18 protein-coding genes and 2 riboswitches are annotated in these 26,431 nt (G+C 50.7%); of the genes, 9 read left to right on the top strand and 9 right to left on the bottom strand.

Going from position 1 to position 26,431, the window contains the following annotated elements; translation table 11 throughout:
- Positions 1–13 precede the first annotated feature (13 nt).
- Complete coding sequence (locus tag ACO0LD_RS01975) at positions 14–589, top strand: TetR/AcrR family transcriptional regulator (protein ID WP_423003189.1); 576 nt, start codon at positions 14–16, stop codon at positions 587–589.
- Positions 590–636: 47 nt separating this feature from the next.
- On the opposite strand, the gene ACO0LD_RS01970 is transcribed toward ACO0LD_RS01975, so the two are convergent.
- Complete coding sequence (locus ACO0LD_RS01970; protein WP_423003187.1) at positions 637–2,472, bottom strand: ABC transporter transmembrane domain-containing protein; 1,836 nt, start codon at positions 2,470–2,472, stop codon at positions 637–639.
- 203 nt (positions 2,473–2,675) lie between these two features.
- On the opposite strand from ACO0LD_RS01970, the gene ACO0LD_RS01965 reads away from it, so the two are divergent.
- The gene (locus ACO0LD_RS01965) at positions 2,676–5,081 is read left to right on the top strand and encodes a penicillin acylase family protein (RefSeq protein WP_423003185.1); all 2,406 of its coding nucleotides are present in this window, start codon (positions 2,676–2,678) and stop codon (positions 5,079–5,081) included.
- A 52-nt stretch (positions 5,082–5,133) separates the two neighbouring features.
- The gene (locus ACO0LD_RS01960; RefSeq protein ID WP_423003183.1) at positions 5,134–5,409 is read left to right on the top strand and encodes a hypothetical protein; all 276 of its coding nucleotides are present in this window, start codon (positions 5,134–5,136) and stop codon (positions 5,407–5,409) included.
- Positions 5,410–5,499: 90 nt separating this feature from the next.
- Here ACO0LD_RS01960 and ACO0LD_RS01955 read toward each other — a convergent pair whose 3' ends face one another.
- Positions 5,500–6,864, bottom strand: a complete 1,365-nt coding sequence (locus ACO0LD_RS01955; protein ID WP_423003181.1) for a pectate lyase family protein — start codon at positions 6,862–6,864, stop codon at positions 5,500–5,502.
- Positions 6,865–7,305: 441 nt separating this feature from the next.
- A riboswitch (glycine riboswitch) is annotated at positions 7,306–7,394 on the top strand.
- A gap of 11 nt (positions 7,395–7,405) precedes the next feature.
- A riboswitch (glycine riboswitch) is annotated at positions 7,406–7,528 on the top strand.
- A 72-nt stretch (positions 7,529–7,600) separates the two neighbouring features.
- Between ACO0LD_RS01955 and gcvT the strand changes: the two genes are divergently transcribed.
- The 3 genes from gcvT (at position 7,601) to gcvP (ending at position 12,213) form a co-directional block, all read left to right on the top strand.
- Positions 7,601–8,731 carry a glycine cleavage system aminomethyltransferase GcvT gene (gene gcvT / locus ACO0LD_RS01950; protein ID WP_423003179.1) on the top strand — a complete coding sequence of 377 codons (1,131 nt, stop codon included), beginning with the start codon at positions 7,601–7,603 and terminating at the stop codon, positions 8,729–8,731.
- 92 nt (positions 8,732–8,823) lie between these two features.
- Complete coding sequence (gcvH, locus tag ACO0LD_RS01945) at positions 8,824–9,201, top strand: glycine cleavage system protein GcvH (protein ID WP_305262518.1); 378 nt, start codon at positions 8,824–8,826, stop codon at positions 9,199–9,201.
- Between the two features lie 123 nt (positions 9,202–9,324).
- Positions 9,325–12,213 (top strand): aminomethyl-transferring glycine dehydrogenase, encoded by a 2,889-nt coding sequence (gcvP, locus tag ACO0LD_RS01940; protein ID WP_423003177.1) that lies wholly within the window; start codon positions 9,325–9,327, stop codon positions 12,211–12,213.
- A 72-nt stretch (positions 12,214–12,285) separates the two neighbouring features.
- On the opposite strand, the gene ACO0LD_RS01935 is transcribed toward gcvP, so the two are convergent.
- From ACO0LD_RS01935 to ACO0LD_RS01925, 3 genes are all read right to left on the bottom strand, one after another.
- Positions 12,286–12,531, bottom strand: coding sequence for an Imm32 family immunity protein (locus ACO0LD_RS01935; RefSeq protein ID WP_423003175.1), 246 nt, complete (start codon positions 12,529–12,531; stop codon positions 12,286–12,288).
- 60 nt (positions 12,532–12,591) lie between these two features.
- Positions 12,592–14,715 (bottom strand): putative bifunctional diguanylate cyclase/phosphodiesterase, encoded by a 2,124-nt coding sequence (locus tag ACO0LD_RS01930; RefSeq protein WP_423003173.1) that lies wholly within the window; start codon positions 14,713–14,715, stop codon positions 12,592–12,594.
- Positions 14,716–15,016: 301 nt separating this feature from the next.
- Positions 15,017–15,469 (bottom strand): cache domain-containing protein, encoded by a 453-nt coding sequence (locus tag ACO0LD_RS01925; protein ID WP_423003171.1) that lies wholly within the window; start codon positions 15,467–15,469, stop codon positions 15,017–15,019.
- Positions 15,470–15,815: 346 nt separating this feature from the next.
- Here ACO0LD_RS01925 and ACO0LD_RS01920 point away from each other — a divergent pair, with 346 nt between their 5' ends.
- Both ACO0LD_RS01920 and ACO0LD_RS01915 read left to right on the top strand, forming a co-directional pair.
- Entirely contained in the window at positions 15,816–16,151 is a 336-nt protein-coding gene (locus tag ACO0LD_RS01920) for an energy transducer TonB (protein WP_423003169.1), read from the top strand.
- Positions 16,152–16,495: 344 nt separating this feature from the next.
- Positions 16,496–17,917, top strand: a complete 1,422-nt coding sequence (locus tag ACO0LD_RS01915) for a hypothetical protein (protein ID WP_423003167.1) — start codon at positions 16,496–16,498, stop codon at positions 17,915–17,917.
- A gap of 46 nt (positions 17,918–17,963) precedes the next feature.
- On the opposite strand, the gene ACO0LD_RS01910 is transcribed toward ACO0LD_RS01915, so the two are convergent.
- From ACO0LD_RS01910 to ACO0LD_RS01895, 4 genes are all read right to left on the bottom strand, one after another.
- Positions 17,964–19,568 (bottom strand): methyl-accepting chemotaxis protein, encoded by a 1,605-nt coding sequence (locus ACO0LD_RS01910; RefSeq protein WP_423003165.1) that lies wholly within the window; start codon positions 19,566–19,568, stop codon positions 17,964–17,966.
- 317 nt (positions 19,569–19,885) lie between these two features.
- A complete protein-coding gene (locus ACO0LD_RS01905) occupies positions 19,886–21,055 on the bottom strand; it encodes a cyanophycinase (RefSeq protein WP_423003163.1) in 1,170 nt (389 codons plus the stop codon).
- A 210-nt stretch (positions 21,056–21,265) separates the two neighbouring features.
- Positions 21,266–23,980: a TonB-dependent receptor gene (locus tag ACO0LD_RS01900; RefSeq protein WP_423003161.1), complete on the bottom strand. Its 2,715-nt coding sequence runs from the start codon at positions 23,978–23,980 to the stop codon at positions 21,266–21,268.
- Positions 23,981–24,072: 92 nt separating this feature from the next.
- A complete protein-coding gene (locus tag ACO0LD_RS01895) occupies positions 24,073–25,026 on the bottom strand; it encodes a MurR/RpiR family transcriptional regulator (protein WP_423003159.1) in 954 nt (317 codons plus the stop codon).
- Positions 25,027–25,304: 278 nt separating this feature from the next.
- Here ACO0LD_RS01895 and ACO0LD_RS01890 point away from each other — a divergent pair, with 278 nt between their 5' ends.
- Complete coding sequence (locus tag ACO0LD_RS01890; protein ID WP_423003157.1) at positions 25,305–26,423, top strand: succinylglutamate desuccinylase/aspartoacylase family protein; 1,119 nt, start codon at positions 25,305–25,307, stop codon at positions 26,421–26,423.
- Positions 26,424–26,431 lie beyond the last annotated feature (8 nt).

The raw sequence follows: 26,431 nt of genomic DNA, 5'->3' as shown, positions 1-26,431 counted from the left end.
ATGGAGTAGTGCCATGAAAGTTAGCAGAGAGCAGGCAAATGAAAATCGCCAGCGCATCCTGGATGTAGCCTCGCAGCTATTCCGGGAGCGTGGCTATGACGGTGTCAGCGTGGTTGACCTGATGAAGGGCGCAGGTTTGACCCATGGTGGCTTTTATGGAAATTTTTCTTCCAAAGAAGACCTCATTGCACAAACTTGCGCGCTGAGCCTGGGGCGCTCTGCAGAGCGCTGGAAGAGGTGGCAGGCAGAATCTCCAGATACTGCCTTGTCACGCATCGCCAATGATTATCTGTCTCCTGCGCACAGAGATAAGCCGGGCAGAGGCTGTTCGCTTGCTGCCCTGGGATCGGATATTGCCAGGCAAAACGAAACAGTGCGCAAAGTTGCCGACAAGGGCGCGCATGACTTGATGGCCGTGCTGGCAGAATTGCTGCCTGGCGAAACCGCAGAGAAAAGAGAGGAAAAGGCGATGCTGGTCCTGGCCAGTATGGTGGGTGCTGTTGTTCTGGCGCGTGTGGCAGAAGATGAGGGATTTTCCCAGCGTATTTTGCAGGCAGTTGCCACTAATCTGGAAAAAGCTTCTGCGTAATTGAGGCGAAAGGCTGCTGCAAAGTCATGCAACAGCCTGCAAAGTTTCTACTCTTCATTCCTATGCAAATCAAACTGCAGTGCCGCCAGTTTCGCATAGACCCCACCTTGCTCTACCAGCGAGGCATGAGTGCCGGTTTCCACAATGCGGCCATGTTCCATGACGATAATACGGTTGGCACGCTGTACGGTGGCCAACCTGTGGGCAATGATCAGGGTAGTGCGTCCCTGCATGGCTACTTCAAGTGCACCTTGCACCAGGCGTTCTGATTCTGCATCCAGTGCACTGGTGGCTTCATCCAATAACAGCAGTGGAGGATTTTTCAGCAAGGCGCGGGCAATTGCTATCCTTTGTTTTTGTCCACCAGACAGGCGTACACCACGTTCACCGAGGAAGGATTGATAGCCTTCCGGCAGTCTTTCTATGAACTCATGCGCTGCTGCCATTTTTGCTGCTGCAATCACTTCTGCATCGCTGGCGTCGGCGCGGCCATAGCGTATGTTTTCCATGGCATTGGCTGAAAAGATGACGGTATCTTGCGGTACCACGCCTATCGCGCCGCGCAATTCATGCAAATTCAGTTCGCGTATATTGATGCCATCGAGAGTGATCCTGCCTTGCTGCGGATCATAAAAGCGCAACAGCATCTGGAACAGCGTCGTCTTGCCAGCGCCGGAAGAACCAACGATGGCGACAGTTTCACCTGGTTGTATTTCCAGGTTCAGATTCAGCAAGGCGGCAGTATTGGGGCGCGAAGGATAGTGAAATTCCAGGCCCTGCAATGACAGCGCCGCCCCTCGGGGGTCATGCTCGGCACGGGTAGGCAAGCTCAGTGCCTGTACTGGATTTTGTATCGGTGATTTGACCTCGATCAATTCCAGCAAGCGCTCTGTCGCACCGGCAGCGCGCTGGGCATCACCCATGACTTCCGACAAAGCACCAACAGCCCCCGCCACGATAGAGGCATACAAAATAAACTGACCCAGCTCACCGCCACTCATGCGACCTTGCATCACCGCATGGGCACCCAGCCACAACACAAAAACAATCGCACCGAAGATCAAGAGGATGGCCATCACTGTCAACAGTGAGCGGGCACGTATGCGGCGCATGGCAGTTTTGAACGCGCCTTCCACCGTGCCAGAAAAACGCTGGGCTTCTATATGCTCATGAGTGAATGCTTGCACAGTTGGCATGGCATTCAGTATTTCGCCTGCAATTGCCGATGCATCAGCAATCCGGTCTTGCGAATCACGCGACAATGTACGTACGCGCCGCCCAAACAGGATGATGGGCAAGACCACCACGGCCAGCATGACGATGATGATGGATGACAGTTTGGGGCTGGTAATGAACAGCATCACCAGGCCACCAAGGAAGAGCAGGAAATTACGCAGAGCCATGGAGATGCTGGTGCCCACCACGGTTTGTATCAGCGTGGTATCGGTAGTCAGGCGCGACAGCACTTCACCGGTTTGCGTGGTTTCAAAAAACTCGGGGCTTTGCGTGACCACATGCGAATACACGGCATTGCGTATGTCTGCAGTCACTCTTTCACCCAGCCACGACACCATATAAAACCTGGCAGCCGTCGCGATGCCCAGCACACAGGCCACGCCAAACAAGGCAATGAAGGTCAGATCCACATGCTTGATACTGCGGTCACCAGCACCAAAACCCAGGTCTATCATCTGGCGAAAAGCATAAGGTATTGCCAATGTGGCACTGGCAGCAACCAGCAAAGCAATACCGGCCAATACAAACTGCATCTTGTATGGTGTAAGGAAGGGCAATAAGCCTTTCAGTGTTTGCAAGCTGCTGCGCTGGGAAATTTCAGCGGCTGGTTGCGGCTTGGGAGGGGACGTTGGGGCGGGAGTGGTCATGCGCAGTCCGGAATAGTGGGCAAGCGTGGGCTAAGCAAATAGCAAAAGGTATAGATGATGATAGGTGAGCCAAAATCAATAGTCCACAACGCTCTTTTTCCAGTGATGAACTATTGATAATATTTGAACTTGCTAAGCTCATGAGCGCGTTTCTTGCCACTGAGTGTAGAATCTGAACACTATGCCACGTTGAAAGCGAACGAATGAAACGCCTGCTGAAATGGAGTCTGCTTGTATTGCTTGGCCTGCTGTTGATCACTATCACCGCAGCCGCTGTCCATCTGTATGGCAAGCGCGTGCAACGCTCAGGCAATCAGGTGCTGACAGGCTTGCAAGCTGAAGTGACGGTGCAATATGACGAGCGTGGCGTGCCACATATAGAAGCAAAAAATGAAGCAGACTTATATCGCGCCCTGGGTTATGTGCATGCGCAGGACAGGCTGTTTCAAATGGAAATGGTGCGTCGTCTTGCCAAAGGTGAGTTGGCTGAAATTCTTGGCCCAAAACTGCTGGACACTGACCGTCTTTTTCGCACCCTGGGTTTGCGCAAACATGCGGTGGATTATGCTGCCAGACTCGATAAAAACTCTCCAGCAGTCAAGGCCCTCAATGCCTACCTCGATGGCATCAATCAATATCAGGCTGGCCATGCAGTGCCGCTGGAATTTGAATTGCTGGGCATACCCAAGCGTCCATTTACTGCAGAAGATACGATCGCAGTATCCGGCTACATGGCCTACAGCTTTGCAGCTGCCTTCCGTTCAGAACCAGTTTTGACACAAATACGAGACAAGCTAGGCGCAGATTATTTGCGCATTTTTGATTTGGCCTGGCATCCCGAAGGTGTCATTAAACCCTTGCAATTGAGCGCGACAGACTGGGACAGGATGAACCGCATCGCAACGACCAGCCAGCAAGTCATGGAAGAATTTGGCCTGCCGCAGTTCGAGGGCAGTAATGCCTGGGTAGTCGCTGGCAAAAATACTGCCAGTGGCAAACCCTTGCTGGCGGGTGATCCACATATTGCTTACTCGGCACCAGCAGTCTGGTATGAAGCGCATCTCAAAATGCCGGGCTTTGAATTATATGGTCATCACCAGGCACTCAATCCGTTTGCACTGTTAGGCCATAACCAGAACTTTGGTTGGACGCTGACGATGTTCCAGAATGATGATGTTGATTTTATAGCTGAAAAAATCAACCCGCAAAATCCCAATCAAGTCTGGGTCAAGGAGCAATGGGTGGAGTTGCAAAGCCGCGAGGAAGTCATCAAGGTCAAAGGAGCGGAAGCAGTTAAATTGCAATTGCGAAAGTCCCCTCATGGCCCCATCATCAGCGATGCCTTCCGGCTAGCCTGGGGTGATGATTTAACAGCCAAGCCCATCGCCATGTGGTGGGCATTTCTGGAAACTGAAAACCCTGTACTTGATGCCTTTTACGAATTGAATCGCGCGGGCACAAAAGATATTGCTGCCCATGCCGCCAGCAATATCCATGCACCGGGTTTGAATGTGGTCTGGGCAAATGCGCAAGGCGATATCGCCTGGTGGGCGGCGGCGAAGCTGGTCAAGCGGCCGACCGATGTCAACCCTGCCTTTATCCTCGATGGCAGCACAGCAGAGGCTGATAAGCCGGGCTTTACTGATTTTGCCGATAACCCGCATGAAGTCAATCCTGCGCGTGGCTTTATCGTCTCCGCCAATCAGCAACCTTTGCCCTCAACAGATTTTGCCATTCCCGGCTATTACAATCTGAACGAACGCGCGCGTCGGCTGGAAGCCTTGTTGTCGCAACCCGGTATCAAGTGGGACACCAAAAACAGCCAGGCTTTGCAGCTTGAAAATAAGACAGCTTATGCCGCGCAGATTTTGCCATCCATATTGCCCATCTTGCGCAAGCAAATAAATGATGCGGACGGCAAACGCCTGCTGGAACAACTGGAAAAATGGGATGGCAGTTACCAGGCAAATAGCTTAGCACCCACCATCTTCAGCCAATTGCTGTATCAAATCATCTATGCAGCAATGGCAGATGAGGTGGGCGAAGTGCAGTTTAAAAACCTCTTGCGCACCCGCGCACTGGATTATGCCTTGCCACGCTTGCTGTCTGATGCAAATTCACCCTGGTGGGACAATCGCGCTACCCCAGCAGTGGAAACCCGTGACGATATCCTGGTACTGGCCTGGCGCGACAGCATCGCGCATTTGCAAAAGACCTTTGGTACGGACAGCAAGCAATGGACCTGGGGCAAGGCGCATACCCTGACGCACAAGCATCCGCTATCTCAACAAAAACCGCTGGACAAGATATTCAACATAGGCCCGTTTGAAGTAGCTGGTGGACGTGAAGTGCCGAATAATCTGGCGGCAGCGATAGGCCCGGCACCATGGGATGTCGTGTATGGACCATCCACGCGACGCCTGATAGATTTTGCCGATGCCTCGAAAGCTTTGGGTATTAATCCTGTGGGGCAAAGCGGGGTTTTGTTTGATGCTCACTACAATGATCAGGCAGCAGGGTTTGCGGCTGGGGCTTATGTGTCGCAGTATTTGAGTGATAAGGATGTTGCTGCTCACACGACTGGTACTCTGATATTAAGAGCAAAGTAATTGAAGGAGTTGACATCCTCGACAATGCCATTTGAGATATTTTTTAAAAATAATGAGCAATCGTACTTTTGCCTGTCTTGACTTTAAGAAGTTGCAGCGCAAGGATCAAAATATGCCAGCCTTTTTTTGCCCGCATTGCGGCAAGGAGAGCATTCGCGTGCACTGGAAACTTCGTGTGCCTTCGCCCAGAAAAATTAAAAAATGGAATTTATTCTGGAGTCGCTACCTTTCAGAGTTGAGACAGTTGAAGGAATTTTATGCTAAGCGAGGTGCAGCTACGCTTTATCTTCCTTTGCTGAATCAGGAGCATCGCCGCACAGATGACTAAGCAGTAATGCTGGTTTTGCCTGCCAGCTCAGGCAGGCAAAAAACTGGGCGACATGATCGCCGCCCAGCAGATGCTGAATAAATCAACTACTTATTTACAGCTCAATTTTGCCAGAGAAGTGCCAGCACCTGCGACAGTTGGCAGTTTTTGCTTCAGACAGGCAGGTGCATCAGGTGTATAGCTATAAGGTATGCCAACTGGCAAATGCGAAGTCGTTACCCAGTCTGTTGCATCACGGCTGGGCTTGGAGTCGCTCGCTACCCACTTGATGCCGTAGGTGTTGAAGTCGGCGGGTGACTTGATATTATTATTGCGCAGTTCCCAATAGCCAATCACATCGCTATCGCGTGAAGTCACAGGATTTTGTGAATTTTCGAAATAGTTGCTTTCGATCAGAGCATAACCTTGCATGCGCACATTGATGCCCGAGGTTTTGATATTGCTATACAGATTGTTATAGATGTGAGTATAGCCACCGCGCTGCAGGGGCAGGCGTGAGCCTACGTTGTTATAATAATTGTGATGGAAGCTGATGTAGCGGTCACTTGCGTCACTGTCGCTGGAACCGATCAAGCCCACTTTGTGATGATCATGAATGTAGTTGTATGAGTAAGTGATGTGGTGCGCACCTGCTTTATTATCCACCAAACCATCAAACTCCAGATCGCCCGCGCCCGGGCATTCAGCAAGAGAGCTGAACAGGGTGTTGTGGTCTATCCAGACATAGCCCGGGAATTTGCCGCTCTGGCCTTCAATGCCTATGGCATCAATAGAACCAGGCAGTAAGCCTATGGTCATGTTGCGGATAATGACATTGGTCGCGCCACCTTTGACGGCGATGCCAAAATTAGCCGCTGAGCCATTGCTACCTTCAATCGTGACATTGCCTTTATTCTTGATTTCGACTATCGCGCCTTTGGCTTTTTTCCATTGTGTGCAGGCATCAGGAATAGTGCGGAAATCAAAAGTACCGTTATAGCGTATCACCAGACCACCGGTACCATTATAAGCATCAAGCGCTGCCTGCATTTGTGCTGCTGTTGTGACGGTTACTGCTGCCACTGTGCCACCACCAGTGACCAGCCCGGCAAAGCCGCCGCTGTGTCCGGCTGGCGCTGTGCCAGAGCCAGAGCCAGGACCGTCATTTGAGCCACTGCCACCGCCAGTATCTGGCGCGCCAGCTGGTCCCACGGCACATTTCTCTTTGGTGTCAGCAGTTGCGGCGACACCAAAGGTGGCGGCAGTACAACTGACATTGCCAGACAGCGATTTGACCACCCATTTGTCTTTCAATCCAAACGATACCTGCAGTGCTTTGTCGCCTACTTTGCAGATGCCGCCTTCATCGGCACATTTGGAAAAACCGGAAGGCCAGTCTGCTGCGTAGACATTACCTGCACTGCCAGCTGCTGCGATGATGGCAAAGGCGATCAAATTCAATTTTTTGTTATTCATTTTCCCTCCGGGTTTTTTGCTTCGTCAGTTTTAAAAAAAAATCGCTTACCCCAAACCTCTGCGCAACTGATCTCTTTTGTATTAAAAGATCTGCTTTGGCATTCAATTTGGTGAAGCGAATATTTGCACAATAGAAATAAAATCGGAGCTAGGGTAACAATGGATGCTGATCATTCCCGTGATTGTTTCCTCTTAAAACAATAGTTACAAATTAACACAGGGAAGAGCGTCAAAATTGATAGTGGTCTGGCTTTGGTTGCTCTTGCTGATCAGGTCTTTGTAGTAAGTTTCGCGTAAGTTTTATAAGTGGTTTTATTGCTCGCAATCTTGTTGCTTTTGTCCTGGCTTGTTGTTTTGCTCATTTTTTTACTATTCCAGCGACTTTTCTGTAAATATTTCCACGCTCAACTATCCAAGCCCTTGCAAGCCTTATATAATCGCGCTACTTGATCGGGAGAGCGCGACGAAAGTTGCCGCCGAAGGGGCTAATACCCAAAAAACTCTCAGGCACAAAGGACTGATCAACGGGGTAGTTAAAAGTTGCCCCAACTCTGGAGAGCGGTAGCGGCACAGCAATTCGCCGGACTACCCACCGAAGGTGCGCGCGGGCAGCAAACATACATGGCTCCCGTAATCTCTCAGGTACCAGGACAGAGGGGTATGCGATTTCAGCGCATGCGGCGTTTATTCGTCGGCATGCGTTTGTTCGTCCCTTCAATCTGGTAGCGAGGCACTCATGACGCAAGCAGCGACATCACTCAAGGCAACTCCCCTCAATGCAGCCCATCGTGCGGCTGGTGCAAAAATGGTTGATTTTGGCGGCTGGGACATGCCCGTCAACTATGGTTCCCAAATCGAAGAACATCATGCAGTGCGCACTGATTGCGGCATGTTTGATGTATCCCATATGTGTGTCGTCGATTTGCAGGGTGAAAATGTACGCAGCTTCCTGCGTGACCTGGTTGCCAATAATGTCGATAAATTGCAGGTAGCGGGCAAGGCCCTGTATTCCTGCATGCTGAAGCCTGAAGGCACGGTCATCGACGACCTCATCATTTATTTCTTCAGCGAAAACTGGTTCCGCCTGGTCGTCAATGCTGGCACCGCAGAAAAAGACATCGCCTGGATGAATGCCCGCAATGCAGAAACCAATAGCGGCCTGACCATTACCCAGCGCCGTGATGGTGCTAACGCTTTTGCCCTGGTGGCAGTGCAAGGCCCGAACGCCCGCGCCAAGGCATGGGAAGTCTTGCCAGAGACCAAAGCTGCCAGTGCAGAAATCAAACCTTTTAACGCAGTCATCGTGGCCGACACTTCCTTTGGTGAAGTCATGGTGGCACGTACTGGTTATACCGGTGAAGACGGTTTTGAAATTGCCGTGTCTGCTGACCGTGTGACTGATTTCTGGAATGCCCTGGTTGCAGCCGGTGTCAAACCTGCTGGCCTGGGTGCGCGTGACACCTTGCGTCTGGAAGCTGGTATGAATTTGTATGGTCAGGACATGGATGAAACAGTCAACCCGCTCGATGCTGGTCTGGCATGGACCATAGACCTGGTCAGCGAACGTGATTTCGTCGGCAAGCAAGCACTGCAAACACAAGGACAGAACGCCCAGTTCCTGGGCCTGATCCTGCGTGAAAAAGGCGGCATCCTGCGTGCCCATCAAAAAGTGGTATGCGCACAAGGCGAAGGCGAAATCACCAGCGGCACTTTCAGCCCCACCATGGAGCAGGCAATTGCACTGGCGCGTTTGCCTATGGGTGTGTCGGTAGGCGATACTGTGCATGTTGTTATCCGTGACAAGCAATTGGCAGCATCTGTTGTCAAACTGCCTTTTGTCCGTAACGGCAAAATCCTGGCCGTATAATTTGATCTGCAGTCAGTACAGCTACTGGTACTGACTACTATTGATTAGCCACTCATTATTATTTAAAACAATTTATTTAACTGGAGCCCATCATGAACGTACCAGCAGACTTGAAATACACCACATCCCACGAATGGGTACGCACAGAAGCAGACGGCACGATCACTGTCGGCATTACTGAATTTGCTCAAGATGCTTTGGGCGATATCGTTTTCGTTGACCTGCCTAAAGTTGGCACAGCACTCGAAGCAGGCAAGGACTGTGCAGTGGTTGAATCCGTCAAGGCAGCTGGTGATATTTATGCACCAGTGACTGGTGAAGTTGTTGCCATCAATGAAGCACTGGCCGATGCACCAGAATCCATCAATGCTGATGCGTTTGCAGCATGGCTGTTCAAACTGAAACCAGCCAATATTGCTGATGTTGATGCCTTGATGAATGCTGAAGCTTACGCAAAAAATATTGCTTAATTAATGCACATAAGGTGGCCTGATGGTCACCTTATTGCTTTGGATTTGCATGATGCAATGAAATCCTTGGCCCCGCATAGCTCCGCCTGATATTCCACGTTACTCTTCTGTACCCCATATACCATGACCCGTCCTTCACTGACCCAACTGGAAGCGCATGACGCTTTCATCGCTCGCCATATCGGCCCTTCTGAAGCAGAACAAGCCGCCATGCTGAAAACCCTGGGCTATGCTGACCGCACAGCCCTGATTGATGCCATCGTCCCGGCCAATATCCGCCGTCACGATGTGCTGCCACTGGCGCAATTCACAGAAGCCAAGTCCGAACAGGAAGCACTGGCCACATTGAAGGCACTGGCGTCGAAAAACCGTGTACTGAAGTCTTTGATCGGTCAGGGTTATTACAACACGCATACTCCTGGCGTTATCCTGCGCAATATCTTTGAAAACCCTGCCTGGTACACAGCTTATACACCGTATCAGCCAGAGATTTCCCAGGGACGCCTGGAAGCCATTTTGAACTTCCAGCAAGTCATCACTGACCTGACTGGCATGGACATCGCCAATGCATCCATGCTCGATGAAGGCACGGCTGCAGCAGAAGCGATGACGCTGATACAGCGCGTAGGCAAATCCAAATCCAATGTGTTTTATGTCGCTGCCGATGTCTTGCCACAGACACGTGAAATCATAGAAACTCGCGCCAAGCCGCTGGGTATAGAAGTACGCACCTGTGCTGGCAATGAAGCGCTGGACAATGATTGCTTCGGCGTCTTGTTGCAATACCCCGGCGTTGATGGTTCCATCATGGATTACCGCGAATACGCGGCAGCCTTGCATGCCAAGGGTGCGATGGTCATCGCTGCTGCCGATTTGCTGGCATTGACACTGATCGCGTCTCCAGGCGAGTGGGGTGCTGACGTCGTGGTTGGTAACAGCCAGCGCTTTGGCGTACCACTGGGTTTTGGTGGCCCGCATGCAGGTTACATGGGTACACGCGATGCATTCAAACGCAGCATGCCTGGTCGTCTGGTTGGCGTGACAGTCGATGCACAAGGTAACAAGGCTTATCGCCTGGCCCTGCAAACACGCGAACAACATATCCGCCGTGAAAAAGCCACGTCGAATATCTGTACTGCCCAAGTGTTACTGGCAGTGATTGCCTCCATGTATGCCGTCTATCACGGCCCTGCAGGCTTGCGCCAGATCGCCTTGCGCGTACACCGCCTGACAGGTGTTCTGGCTGGTGGTCTGAAACAACAAGGTCTGGCTATCGCCAACACTACTTACTTCGACACCCTCACAGTTAATGTCGCCAATGCTGCGGACTACCATCAGGCTGCCCAGGCTGCTGGCTACAACCTGCGCCAGATTAGTGCAACGCAAGTTGGCGTCTCTCTGGATGAGACAGTGACACGTACTGATGTTGAAGCTTTATGGGCGATTTTTGCCAAGGCAAGTGGTGTTACTACAGCACCAGATTTTGCAGCGATAGAAGCTGGCGTCAATGATGCTTACCCGGCAGCGCTGACACGTGGCACAACTTATCTGACACATCCAACGTTCAACCGCTATCACGCAGAACATGAAATGCTGCGCTACCTGCGCAGCCTGGCTGACAAAGACCTGGCGCTGGACCGCACCATGATACCGCTGGGTTCATGCACGATGAAACTGAACGCGACCAGCGAAATGATCCCAGTGACCTGGCCTGAATTCTCCAGCATCCATCCATTCGCGCCAAATGACCAGACCATCGGTTACCGCGAAATGATCGATCAACTGGAAGCCATGCTGTGTGCAGCTACCGGCTACGACGCCGTATCCCTGCAACCAAATGCCGGTTCCCAAGGTGAATATGCTGGCTTGCTGGTGATCCAGGCTTACCACGCATCCCGTGGTGAAGCACACCGCAATATCTGCCTGATTCCATCTTCTGCTCACGGCACCAATCCGGCATCTGCCAGCATGGTGGGCATGGACGTGGTCGTGGTTGCCTGTGATGACAAGGGCAACGTTGATCTGGCTGACCTGCAAGCCAAGGCAGAAAAACACAGTGCCAACCTGGCCGCAGCGATGGTGACTTATCCATCCACGCATGGTGTGTTTGAAGAAGGCATACAGCAACTGTGCGAAATCGTGCATAGCCACGGTGGTCAGGTCTACGTTGACGGCGCGAACATGAATGCGCTGGTTGGCGTAGCCGCACCAGGCAAATTTGGTGGCGACGTTAGCCATTTGAATTTGCACAAAACTTTCTGTATTCCTCACGGTGGTGGCGGCCCAGGCGTAGGCCCGGTTGCTGTTGGTGCGCATCTGGCGAAGTTCTTGCCTAACCAGAAATCGACAGGCTATGTACGTGGTGAAGATGGTATTTCAGCCGTCAGCGCTGCACCATTCGGTTCTGCCAGCATCTTGCCTATCTCATGGATGTATATCGCCATGATGGGTTCTGAAGGCTTGAAGGCAGCGACAGAAACCGCGATCCTGGCAGCGAACTACATCGCCAAACGCCTGGCCCCGCATTACCCTGTGCTGTACAGCGGTCATGATGGCCTGGTTGCGCATGAGTGCATCCTGGATCTGCGTCCATTGACAGATGCGACTGGCATCAGCAATGAAGACGTGGCCAAACGCCTCATCGACTTTGGTTTCCACGCACCTACCATGAGCTTCCCTGTGCCTGGCACTTTGATGATAGAGCCGACAGAAAGCGAATCCCAGGCTGAACTCGACCGCTTCATTGATGCCATGATCAGTATCCGTGAAGAAATCGCCAAGGTAGCCAGTGGTGAATTCGATGCCAAGGACAATCCTTTGAAGCATGCACCACATACTGCAGAAGTGCTGATCGCCAATGAGTGGGCACATGCTTACAGCCGTGAAGTGGCAGCTTACCCGGTAGCCTCCCTGCGCAAGAATAAATACTTTGCGCCAGTTGGCCGTGCCGATAATGTCTATGGTGACCGCAATCTGTTCTGTTCTTGCATACCAGTCAGTGATTACGAATAAGCTTTGACTGCTTTGCGGTAAATTAAAACGGACATGCCTTGCATGTCCGTTTTTTTTAACACTGATTGCGGTTCAGTTATGAGTACTTGGGTTGTACACGATGAAGTGTGGTGAACCTTCAAAACTCTTATCTGCATCTGATAAATGCCTGTGTTCCCAATTTGAGTTTTTACGTTCCATATCATCAGCAGCAGAAAGTATGAAGCTTGCTATTTTCCGTAATTCTTGAGCTGAGGCTAACAGAGTGATTTCTGCCAGCTCATCAGGAACTATGTGTTCTGGCGCCAATTCTGTATTTTTATATCCATAAATTTTCAATGCTTGCTCCAGGCGATCTGATATTTATATGGACCACTATATATCAGAATAATGCACGTTTCAATTCGGCATCAACACAGGAATAGGCGCGTGCGCTGTAATCCCCAATCGCAGCATTTTCGCGAATTGCTCCGCCGCCAAAGGACGGCTGAAAATATAGCCTTGTCCTTCTTCACAATGCTGGGCTTTCAAGAATGCCAGTTGCCCCTGTTTTTCTATACCCTCTGCAATGACTTTTTGCTTCAGGCTGTTTCCCATTGCGATGACAGCGCTGACGATGATGCCATCTCCGCCAGTTTTGTTGGCTCCTATTTCATGTACAAAGGACTGATCGATTTTCAAGACATCAATCGGGAATTGATTCAGATAACTCAGGCTGGAATAGCCAGTACCAAAATCATCAACGGCCAGTTGTATGCCCATGCCTTTCAATTGCTGGAGTATGGCGATGCTGTTTTCTGCATCACGCATCAGGACACTTTCAGTAATTTCCAGTTGCAGGCAACTAGGGGAAAGACCGGTTTCCAGCAAGATAGTGCGCACGGTTTCAACAAAATCCTGGCGTCGAAATTCGACCGCAGAAATATTCACGGCGATTTCAGCTATTGTCAGCCCAGCATCCTGCCATTGTTTGGTTTGGGCGCAAGCTTCTCGCAAGACCCAGCGGCCTAGCGGGATGATGACGCCGCAGTCCTCTGCAATGCCAATAAAGCGTATTGGCGGCACCATACCCCATTGAGGATGGTCCCAGCGCAACAAGGCTTCTGCGCCAGTGATGACGCCGCTTTCCAGATTGATCTTGGGTTGATAGTGTAGAGAGAATTCATTGCGTATCATTGCCAGCCGCAGATTGGCTTCTATGACTTGCCGTTCAACGGCACGCACATTCATTTCTGGCTTGAAGAACTGGTAGTTGTTACGGCCTTTTTCCTTAGCCTGGTACATGGCGGTGTCGGCATTTTTAATCAATGTATCTGCATCAGCGCCGTCAGCAGGATATGAACTGATGCCTATGCTGGTGGTGACATATAGCTCATGACCATTGATACTGTGCGGCGTTGCCAGCGACTTTAATAACTTCTCGGCGGTGAATGCCGCATTTTCTGCAGACTTGTCATCTGTCACCAGTATCACGAATTCATCGCCACCCTGGCGGCTGACCGTATCTGAGCTGCGTACACAGGCGCACAGGCGTTCAGTCACTGATTTTAGCAGCATGTCGCCCAGAGCATGGCCAAGGGAATCATTGATATGCTTGAAATTATCCAGGTCAAGGAAGAGCACGGCCAGATGCGTCTCGCGCCGTTTAGCGAGGCCTATAGCCTGCGCTATGCGGTCATTCAGCAGGGCGCGATTGGGTAAATTGGTGAGGAAATCATGTTGCGCCAAATGTGCCATTTTTACTGCCATGGCCTGGGTCGCCGTAATGTCCCGGAACACCATGACGGCACCGGCGAGATTGCCGTATGAATCGTGGATGGGGGTAGTCGAGTCTTCAATCGCTACCTCGCTGCCATCTCGCCTGACCAGTATGGTGCCGGGCGTCAGTGTCGTCGCGGTATCCTGTTGCAAGACCTGCATGACGGGATTGGCTTTCACTTGCCTGTTTTCACTTTGGATGAGCGGCATGACCGCGCTGATAGTTTTTCCTTGGGCTTCTTCACGCTTCCATAGGGTTATATGCTCAGCGGCGACATTGAGATAATCGATATTGCCAGCCATGTCCGTACCTATGACGGCATCGCTGATGGAATTAAGTGTAATTTCTGCGCGTGCTTTTTCCAGGAAGGCAGCATCTTCAACCGCTTTACGCTGGATGATATTGCGCAGGGATTGTGGTACCAGGTAACTGGAAAAATGACCTCGTGTCAGAAAACCCTGGGCGCCTAGTTCTACGGCTTCCAGTGCCAGAGCATGATCTGTGTCACAGATAGTAAGTATGGGAATTTTTGGGGCAATAGCAAATAAATGCTGGAAGCTGGCTATGCCTTTGCTGTCTGGCAGAAAACAGTCAAGCAGTATGATATCAATAGGCTTGGTTTTGTCTTGCAGGTGTTCAACAGCGCTAGACAAGCTATCTGCAAACACAGTTTCATAATAACCATCGCGGGCTTTTAGCAATGCGTCCTGAAGTGCCAGGGCATCGGCGATAACAGGTGTAACGACGAGAATTCTCTTGGCCATGAGCTGGCTCCTTGTAAACTTTGCAAATAAGGGTAGCCAAAGACTGTCGTGAGGGAGTCGCCAGCCGGTTTGCTATATATCCTTCCTCATGCAAGAGTGTCTCTTGTCATGATGTCTGGACAGAAATTACTTGATGAAAACTTATGCGTCTGTACGATGCCGTACAAAGTGTCTGGAAAGGCTTCATTTCAATGGCTGCATTTTTTCGGGCGAAAAAATAAAAAAAGGTATCGAAAAATCGATACCTTTTTGCCATGTACTGCATTTGAAAAATTATTACTTGTTAATTATTACTCCATCATTATTTCCCTTTATATATCCCTGCTTCTAGGATCACATCATTGCTGCGGAAAATATAAGTGGTTTTGTTTTCTATCTGTTTGGTGACAGGATTATTGTAGCGATAGTCTACCCAGCCCTTACCCTTGCTCTTGGCCAGTGCGATGATTTCCTTGCGATAGTATTTGCCGTCTGCATCAGGCAGGTCCAGCATGTTTTTGCCTATCAGTTTAGGGTTGATAGGGTGGGCTATAACTACACCATCAAGTCCGCGCACATAAAGATAAATTGAGCCATTGATAAACTCTGGATTTTTATTATTGATTTCCTGTACCAAGGCATCTTTACCATTTTTTTGCATGTAAGCCAGCCCTTTATCGACCATGGCGATGGCATCGGCAGGGTTGTCATCAGCCAGGGCCAGGTTGAATTGACCTAGCAGCAGAAATGCCATCAGTAATTTGAAGAGTTTCATTTTCCTGGTCTCCTTATAAGTGTTCAATTAAGTGCTTGCCTAATCATTTAAGCAAGCGTTTCATTTTTATGGGCAGCATTTATGGCAACAGTATGCATGAATTAAGACTAGTGGAGATGTGTGAAAAAAGCAAAGCTTGCATGTCCGAGGGCAACACCTTGCAAAGTTCACATTGTCATAGCGCAATGATGGTCGTTTGGCTATGTGTGCGGGGCACAATCTTTAACAATCATTGCACTGATTAAATGGAAAAAATGTTGCGTTGCGGAAAAAATGTGCAGTAAAATACGCACTTGTTTCCATGTGGCAATATCAAACTTTCCCCAGAACTTACGTCCTTACTCCCATGAAAAAATTACTTCTCGCTACCATTCTCGTTGCTTCTTCTTTCGCTACATTTGCCAGTGAAGTGGCACCAACTGTTGACAAGCAGACTTGCGAAAAACCAGTTTATCCAAAATCCGCCTTGATGAATGAAGAAACTGGCACCGTTGTTTTGTCCGTGCTGGTTGGCCCAGATGGTGCGGTAGTTGATTCAAAAGTAGAGAAGTCCAGTGGTTCCAAGGCTTTGGACAAGGCAACACAAAAGATTTATTCTTCCTGCAAATTCAAACCAGGTGCTAAAGATGGCAAGCCACAACAAGCCTGGACAAAGCTGGAATATGTCTGGAGCCTTTCCTGATTGGCAATAATCAGTGCTGAAGTATTTGTTCAGCAAAACATCAAAAAGAGATGCAATAGGCATCTCTTTTTTTATGTGCAAGGCAACATGAGTAATCCGGATTTTTGTCGCATATTTGCTAAAGAAATAATAAATATTGTCGATAATAAAGAAAATCAAGCAAGGACTTATTTCAAGGATGTATGCAAGCCATGTCGACTATTTCTACAAGTTTGAATACAGCAGTAAACCCTGGAATTAGCCATTCACAGAATGTGAACAACCAGGCTGCGGCTGCATCATCAGCCTCGTCTGTGGCTGCCAGTTCATATTCGGCTTCATCTACAAATTCGTATCAAGTCAATTTGCGATCATCACGTACTGATGCTGACAGCCAGACGTATAGCCAATTGGGTACGGCTGCAACTGCTGCGCCCTCGCAATGGTGGGAAAACAAGAGTGACGATCATTTCAGCTATCTGCTGGAACAAAATGCGATTGCAACGACGACCACTTCAGGCCGTTTCAATGGCCTTGCCACTGGCCTCATAGAACGCCTGCATACCACTGGTGCTGACGTCAAACAGGCCTACATCTCGACATCTCTCGATGCCGGTGCTGACAACAAAGCCGTGGCCGAAGCAGGTCAGGTCAGTCTGAATGACTTGCGTGACCGTCCAGATCAAAGCCTTGGCTTGAGTGTGAAGCTGGCTTCAGGGCGCAGTGTTACTTTGTCCATCAAAAGCAATGCCAATGGCCTGAGTGTAGAAGCCAGCAGCGATGCAGAATTAAGCGAAGCGGATAGCAAGGCACTCGATAAACTGGCAGCAGGCCTGGAAGCGGCGGCACAAAGTTATTTTACGGATAACAAGATCAATCTGGGTGCTTTGTCAGGCTTTGACACGTCTGTTGTCAGTTCGCTGGCGTTCAATATCAAAGCAGGAGACCGCCAGCTCGATTTCAAGATTAACGAGGCACATCACCAGCTTAAACTGACATCGGCTAGTGGTGTTATTGATATTGATGTCAAGCATGACAACGCAGGTCTCAAGGGAAATGCGACGCAAAGAAATAACGCCATTCAGCAATTCCTGGGACAAATCGACAGTGCTGCCAAGCGCGGCAATGCAGATGAAGGCCTGGTATCGCAATACAAGGAAGCATTTTCTGTCATGCAGAAAATCAATACATCGGATGATGACAATAGTGTGGGTGGCCTGGTGCCAGCAAAGACACCAGCCTTTTGGGATACCAGTGCCAGTTCATTGTTAACTGGCCTGGCAGACTTTGATGCGCAGATCAAAGGCGTAACCACCTCACCAAATCCGGCGCGCTTGCAGGAAAGTGATTATTTCAACTTCCAGACCAGCCAGAAGACCACGCAGGAAGGGCATCTGACGAGTGGTAAGATCAGCCAGAACCTTGAATCCAGCCTCAGTGCAGCTTTTCATCTTGAATTAAAATCAGGCAAAAAACCGGTGCTTGATGAGGGCAAGAGTTCGCAGAATTATCGCTACGTCAAGGTAGACGATCATGAGAGCAGCAAACTGGATCTTGGATTTGAAAAAAATCAATTGAATAGTGCGCGCCTGGAAAAGAGTCATGATCGCAATCTATCCATTTCCAGTTACGAGTTGGGTAAGCTGGTGGATACAAAAAATCAACCAGACAAACAGACGAGCGTCATTGATCTCTCAGTCAGTTCAGGCCGCGACAATACGGCAAGTGAGCAGGCCTTGCAGCGCCAGCGCATCATTGCCGCATTGAGTGGGAAAATTTTTCTCTAACTCTTTCTCTAATTCCTTCCTAATTCCTTCTTTAACTAATGACGATCTAGCGCAAGCGGCGTGGCTGATTTGCCTGACCGGTTTGCGCTGGACGACCATTTGCCCGGCTCACCTGCGGTGCAGTATTGGCCTGCTGTACTTTGAAAATATTCACTACCTGTGCCAGCGCTGCAGCCTGCTCATTCATGGCCTGTGCAGCAGCAGATGCCTGTTCTACCAGTGCGGCATTTTGCTGTGTCATATTGTCCATATCAACGATGGCATGATTGACCTGTTCTATGCCTGAGCTTTGCTCCTGGCTGGCCGAGGCAATCTCGGCGACGATGTCGGTCACGCGCCTGACGCTGGCGACCACCTCATCCATGGTGGAACCAGCGATGGCAACCAGCTTGCCGCCTTCTTCGACTTTTTCTGCGGAGCTGTCTATCAGGGTCTTGATTTCTTTGGCAGCAGAGGCAGAGCGCTGGGCCAGGTTACGCACTTCACTGGCAACGACGGCAAAGCCACGACCCTGTTCACCCGCACGTGCAGCTTCCACAGCAGCATTCAAGGCCAGGATATTGGTCTGGAAGGCAATGCCGTCGATCACGCTGATGATATCGACGATTTTTTTCGATGACTCATTGATGGAACCCATGGTTGCCACCACTTTGCCTACCACGCTGCCGCCCTGGGTTGCCACTTCAGACGCAGATATGGCGAGTTGATTGGCCTGTCTGGCATTATCGGCATTTTGTTTGACGGTGGAAGTCAGTTCTTCCATGGTGGACGAAGTTTCTTCCAATGCACCTGCCTGTTGCTCAGTGCGATTAGAGAGATCCAGGTTGCCTGAGGCAATTTCGCCAGACGCAGTGGCGATGGATTCAGATCCGGTACGCACTTCACCGACGACGGCCGCGAGTTTGTCGCGCATGGTCTTGATGGCAAACAACAGGCTGGCCTGGTCATTGTCCCTGATCTGTATATCGGTAGTCAGGTCACCTTCAGCAATATGACCTACCACTTCAGCCGCATATGCAGGCTCACCGCCCAATTGACCCAGGATGGAGCGTGTCATATGCCAGGCCAGGGCACCCACCATGGCCATCATGATGCAGCCTACGCCGAGCATGATGCCTGCCTGCTGCCAGAAGGCTTCATTGATGTCATCCAGATAGGTACCGGTGCCTACCAGCCAATCCCATGGGGCGAATCGCATGATGGCATAGATTTTTTCTACCTGGCCTTGCACCCCAGGCCTGGTACCCAAGGCCTGCACAACGCCTATTTTGTTTTTTTCCAGCGAGGCACGATAACGGTCACCAGATTCTTTCATGTCCTTTTGCGGAACACCGATGCGGTCAGCCTTGGGGTGTACGCGCAGTAAATCATCGGAATAACCCCGCACAAAGAAATACATTTCATCTTTATGAAAACTGGAAATCGCCAGTTTGGCCTGTTTTTGTGCATCATCACGTGAGAGCTTGCCTGCCTGTTCCAGTGCATAGGCTTTTTCTATGGCCGCATGGGCCATTTCCACCATATTGGCAATCTGCTCGGTGCGCTCCCTGGTCATGGTCTGGCGCAAGGAGTACAGGGAAATGGCCGAAATGACTGAAATGCCGAACAGGGTGATGGCGCACAGCAAGATGATGCGGGTGCTGAGTTTCATGGTGTGGTCTCACTGGTTTGCTGCAGTGTGCCGCAATGCCGGGCGGATGCGTGAGAGAAAAACGGCTATCACCTCAGGCTAATCCACCAGCATCCGGGGCAGGTCTGCATAGTTTTATTAATTGGCGATCACGCACCGCAGCCTGCAAGTTGCAGGGTGCGAGCGTTATCTTGATTGTAAGTGAAGCTCAGATGCCTGAGAGGAAGAATTTGCAAACAAACGACAAATTAGGGCAAGGATCTTGTGCTGGGGAATGGGTGGATCGCAGGATAGTGCCAAGACTATCCTGTTTGATGGAGTCTGGTGCCAGGTTTGCCTTATTTATACAGTGGCAGATTCATGCTGACAGGCCGTATGTCAAGGCGCAAATTATGTACGGTATAGCTTTCTGCACCAGAGGCATTGGAATAATAACCCTGGCTTTCTGCTACTTTGCTGAAACTGAATTCAAAACCTAGTTCAGGCTGTGCATCCATACCAAAAGCCAGACCGATTGCGCGCTCCTGTTTGCCATCGATCAAATGGAACATCAGGTCAGTGACCACTGTATTAGCCAGGATATCGGGATAAAAACGCTGGTCGGTATTGTATGCCTGGGCAGGATTGAGCTTGTGCTGCAGTTTGTCAGCCGAAGGTGTCAGTGTCTTGCTGCGCAAATTGTAGCGGTCGCCGCGGTCAAGGTAGCTGATGCGGGCATTGCTGACATTGAAATTTTTTTGAGTGTCATCCGTTTTTGCCTGGCTCAGGTCAAACAGGATGGCACCTTTATAGCCGATGACTTCAACTTCACCCTGATTGCTGACCACCATCGCCGTATTTTCATCGACACCCAGACCCAGCTTGTAATTCTTTTTGAGCATGACAGGCAGCATGCGGGCAAAGCGACCACGGATAATCAGATGCTGGTCTATGAATACATCCGGGCCGATAAAACCAAGGCCGTTGGCAATCTCCTTGCCATCAGTGACGCCGAGTTTGAGCGTAGGCAGTACAGGTTTGGCATCATAAAACATGGTGGTACTCATGATGGCCGCACCGGCGCTGCTGCCAGCAATAACACCACCGCGTTGGTACAATGCCCAGATTGCTTCCAGCATCGCTGTCTTGCTGCCATCTGGCTTGACCAGCGCCTGCACTATGCGGCCCTGGTCGCCACCAGTGAAAAACACGCCACTGGCATCTTTGAGTTTATCGAGCCAGACCGGGTCGTTGACGATGTCTTGTGGCTTGAATTGCGCGTGCTTCACCGACAGTGGGATCAAAAATGCCTGGGCACCATGCTGATTCAGTGATTCCACTGCAAATCCCCCGGACTTTTCCGGGCTGCCCGCCGCCGCCGGGATGACGGCAATCTTTGCACCCTTGCCACCAGCCTGTTGCACTATACGTTGCCAGACGACGGCATTATCTACCCGCAAGGCACCGCCTATGATGACGAGTGAACCTTTGGATTGTTGCGGTGAGGTGTCTTCTGCATGAACATTCATGGGTAATTGCCAGAGTAAGAGAACCAGACAGCTGAGCAAACTACGCAGCAGTCGGATAGTATTTTTCAGAGAAATCGTCATTATTTTCATCCTGATTTTTTGCTATTGTAAGTGATTCAATTCATCACTATCTGTATGAATTTAAAAAAAGGGGACAAGCAAAAATCTTGTCCCCGAACGCGCTGCTTTGGAAGTGATTATTGATACCGCTTATTTAAACGAGTAGTTACCGGATATATAGACGAAGCGCCCACGTGGATCGGTATAGCTGGGGTCATAGCCAGCCAGGAAGCTATATACCTGGTTGGAACGTGGTGGATTAGTATCCAGCAGGTTCTTGATGCCTGCACGCAGGCTGAATGCCTTGCTGAACTTATAGCTGCCACTCAAATCCCACAAGACATAGGCAGGCACGTCACGGGTGCTGCCATCGGCCAGGGCATTCTGGTCGTGATAACCCTGATAGTAAGTCTGCTGCAGTGTCGCGCCCCATGGACCACGGTCAAAGTCAAATGTCAGGGTATGTCTCCAGCGTTGTACTACCTGGGTGTCGGTATAGATGCCGACGCCATTCACTTCCGGGCTGGCAGCAGTGTTACGGGTCTTGTAGTCGATGACATAAGTGCCGTTCAGGCTGACATTGAATTTACCCAGGCTGTTTTCTGGCAATTTCCAGTTGACGTTGACATCCACACCTGATGTTTTCAATGAACCTATATTTTTCACACGACCATCGACGGACAGGATGGGGCCGGGGATGCCTGGCAGGCTGGGGTCAGCCGCGCCACGTATCGCGTAGCTTGGGTTGGACTTGGGGTCGCTGAAGTAAGCACCTTCGTTGGCCAGCAAGGTGTCAGACTTTTCTATGCGCCAGTAATCGAGGGAGGCAGTCAGGCTGCGGCTGGGTTCAACGACGATACCGGCAGAAAACTGCTTCGATGTCTCAGGCTTGAGATTGGCCGTGCCACCCTTGATCAGGTCTGGCTGTATGCCGCAATAATCAGGGTTTTTGGTATTGTCGATATTGCCGGTCTTGATGCAACCGAGCGGGTCATTATAGATGCCACTGGTCTGACCTGTGCGTGCCGGTTCATTGATGTCAGCCAGGCTCGGTGCACGGAAGCCGGCACTATAAGAGCCGCGTACTACGACTTCTTTGGCAGGTGTCCAGCGCAGGCCAAATTTTGGATTGGTGGTGCTGCCCACATCGTTATAGCTGTCAAGGCGTACGGCGGCCTGGGCTTCGAGATTGCTGAGGATGGGTAAATTCAATTCGGCAAACAGGGCCTTGACGGTACGGCTGCCACCATAGGCGGATGCAGCACCGTCACCGCGTATCTCGCCAGCAGCCAGCAGGGCAGAGGGAGTGAATTCCAGTTTCTCACGACGGTATTCTGCACCTATCGCCAGACCGGCATTGCCGCCTGCCATGGCAAACAATTCGCGTGAAGCCTTGATGTCAAAAGCATCGGTAGTAGCCCTGGACTGACGCGCAGCATCGCTGATTTTTGCTGCATTCAACAGACTCGTACCTTCAGTTCCCGATGGACCGAAAGGATTGATCTTGCCAGTCAAAAAGGCACTGTCAAAAGCCGAAGTCCTGACGTAGCCATCAACATACTTGTCATCGACCTTGCTGACGCTGTGATTCAGGGCAGTATCATAATCCCAGCCTGCAATTGTGCCTTTTGCACCGACTATCAGACGTTGTGCAACTGCATTGACTTCATTGGTACGCGGGCCAGCAGCACTCAGGCGTAGGCCCACGCGCAAAGGCGTTTTGTTGGTCGTGATCAGGTCATTGGGATAGTAGATTCCATTGACTGGATAATTCAGATTGCTGACCGTCAGCGGGCTGATGCGATAAGTGGTTTTGGTATCGCTGTGCAGCAGTTCTGCAAACAGGGTGTTGTCGGCATCGACGGCAAACTGAGCACGACCCAGCAGGGATGCGCGTTGGGACTCAGGGAAAATCTCGGTGTCATGCATGTAGTCATACAGACAGGCTTTGCTGCCGACAAAGCTGTCAGCAGCAAACACAGTGGCAGGTGGATTGCAAGTCGGCGCGCTGGGGTTCAAGCGTGAACCGGTGGCACCGCCACTGGCCGTGGTACGACGCACGTTTGCCGGGAAAGTGTTGGAGCTGCCTACGTCCAGATTGATGTCAGGCTGATAGGCCGAGCCTATCCATGAACGTTGGGTAGAGCGCAAGCTGCCGGTATTCTGGAAATTAGCCACACCCATGAGGTTGTATCTGTCCTGGATCAGGTTGCCTATGCCACCAGAGAGGCTGATGATTTTTTTGTCGGCACCGCCATGCTGGGTATTGCCGACATAGGCGGATATTTCCGCCCCCTGATAATCAGGACGGGTAATGAAGTTGATGACACCACCAATCGCATCTGCACCATAGATGGCTGATGCGCCATCTTTCAAGACTTCCACTCGCTGGATGGCAGCGGAAGGAATGGAATTCAAATCCACACCAGATGAAGTGCCGGGCGAAGCGAAGTTGGCGAGGCGGCGACCATTCAGCAAGATCAGAGTGGATGAGACACCTATGCCACGCAGGTTGGCACCATTGAAACCACGTTGCGTACCACCGTTGTCGCTGAAGCTGGCACCGTCCGTCAGGCCTGCTGTGCTGGCTGACACTTTGCTCAATAATTCTGCGGCAGTGGTGACGCCAGATTTTTCTATCGATTCGCGACTGATGATTTGCACAGGCAAAGCAGTTTCTGCATCGATGCGCTTGATTGATGAACCGGTGATTTCTACACGCTGCGGTTTGTTGGGATCATTCTCAGCCTGCGCCCATGCGCTTTGCGTACTCATGCCCAACATCGCCATGACACTCAATGCCGACCAGGTTGCGACAGCCAATTTCTTGGGTATGGGCTGACATGCTTGTTTTTTCGTTGCCATTGCCTTCTTCTCCTCAGGTTTTACAGAAATTTAAAAAAAGCATCCCCCTCAGGCACTCCGGGGAGTGACTGTGATTTGCTTGTTTTGTTTATTTACTTCTTGGGTTTATTACTGTCCGGCTGTGTGTATTTGACGTTGTTGTCAGCGCTGTGCAAAAAGGCTGATATGGCTTCGGTCAGGCGCATGGCCTTTTCTACGTTCTTTTTATTCGACACCATCATGCTGCTGACCAGGGCTTCGATGACGGCAATCGCGGCACTGGCACTGCTGGGCAAGACACCATGGCTGCTGGGTGCCAGCAGCAGATAATGACCCAGTTGTGCGATAGGTGAGGCTGGCGAATCGGTAATCGTGACTATGCAGGCACCATGGTCGCGTACAAACTGCGTGAGCTTGATGACATCCAGCGCATAGCGGGGAAAAGAGATAACGATGAGTACATCCTTGTCAGTAATATTCGCCAGGTGACCAGCCGCCACTTCAGTGCCGCCATAACCTACCACCTCCACCACATGTGAGCAGAAGGGCTGTAAATGCAGGGCCAGCATGCCAGCCAGATGGGCGCTGAGGCCAAAACCCATGACATACACAGTTTTAGCTTTGGCGATGTGGCTGACTACCTCGTTCAGATCTGGTTCAGACATGCCCTGGCTTGCTGCATCAATATTGGCAGCAGCAAACTGCATGCTGGTGTGGGCAGGCGAAGGCGCATTCTTTTTGGCTTCTATGGTATTGCGCAGTTTTTCTACTGGCTGGAACACTGCCTGTACTACTTCTGCGATCTGATTACGCAGACCAGCGTAGTTATTAAAGCCCATGTCACGTGCAAAGCGGCTGATGGTGGCGGTTGACACATCACATTGTTCCGCCATGTCTTCTATGCCCAGCGCCGTCACCTTGACCTGGTTACGCAAGAGGAAATTGGCAATCCGCTTATAGGAGACAGATCCTTCCTGCAAGACCAGCATCAATGATTCACCCAGCGTGGATTTGGCAAAGACCATTTCCGGCGAGGCGGATTCAACAGGGGTATTTAATTTTTTCATTTGCAGCATTCAATAGAACTTTTTTCGATGAATGAACTGTAGCCCTGTTTAAAAATATTTTCAATACTATTTGTCGTTTTATTTTCATAAATGTAGAATATGTAAAAAATCGTTCATAAATTGCAGCGGAGACGGGTTCAGGAAGTGTTGTATTTTTCTCCTTGCAAAAGCTGCTATTGGAAAAGCGCTGTGGAAGCAGGAACAATGTGTGCCACAAGATAAATGCTGTATGAGTCAGTTTTTGGTCTTACTATCACCAACAAAAGAAAAGAGTTTTTATGCAAATACAAAGCCATGCCTTGCCAGATATCAGTAGCGGGACAGTGCGGGAATTGCGGAGTTTTCATTACGGCACTCCAGGCCAGGGCCGCAAGGTGTATATACAGTCATCCTTGCACGCTGATGAAATACCCGGCATGCTGGTGAATCACTATTTGCGCGAAATGCTGGAGCAGTATGAAAAAATTTCTGCGATTGCGGCTGAAATCGTTGTGGTGCCAGTGGCCAACCCTATAGGTCTGGCACAGGACATACAGGGTACGGCTTTTGGTCGCTTTGATCTGGCGACTGGTGTCAATTTCAACCGTGGCTATCGCCACCTGACACCGCATCTTTTACCTCTGTTGGAAGGCAAGCTCGGTACGGATGAAAAAGAAAATGTAAGACTGATACGCGAGCAGGCACTGGCAGTGCTGCAGGCATGGCAGCCAGAAACAGCAACAGAACAGCAAAAGAAAATCCTGCAAACCCTGGCCGTGGATGCCGACATCGTGCTGGACCTGCATTGTGATAACCAGGCTGTCATGCACTTATATACGGGTACTCCGCTGGCGCACGATTGTATGCCGCTGGCTGCCTACCTGGGGGCGCAGGCGGTGCTGGTCTCGGTATTGTCGGGCGATGATCCTTTTGATGAATCCTGTTCACGTCACTGGTGGGAGTTGACGCAACACTTTGGTGCTGCCAAACCTATTCCGAATGCCTGCTTGGCTGTCACGGTGGAATTGCGTGGCGAAACCGAGGTCAGTCATGAGCTGGCGCAGGCAGATGCCCTGGCCATTATTAACTTCCTCAGGCATGCGGGCTACCTGCGTGGGAAAGCCCCGGCTTTACCCCAAGCCTTGTGCCAGCCTACGCCGCTGGAAGGCGTGGAACCTTTGCGCGCCCCACATGCAGGCATCCTGGTATTTGCCAGAGAGACAGGTGATCAGGTCAAGGCGGGTGAGAGGGTGGCCGACATCGTTGACCCGATCAGCGCGAAGGTGACGCCAGTACTGGCGACTGTTTCCGGCATTTTATTTGCTCGCGTCGCCAGGCGTTATGCCACGCACGGCATGCGCATCGCCAAGATCGCTGGGCCCGTTGCCTATCGCACCGGTAATTTACTGTCCTTGTGACCAGGAGT

This window comes from Undibacterium sp. Ji83W, from assembly GCF_049340385.1.
Classification (GTDB): domain Bacteria; phylum Pseudomonadota; class Gammaproteobacteria; order Burkholderiales; family Burkholderiaceae_D; genus Undibacterium.
The sequence above is the reverse complement of the archived record's forward strand: the minus strand, read 5'-3'. Positions and strand labels throughout refer to the sequence as shown.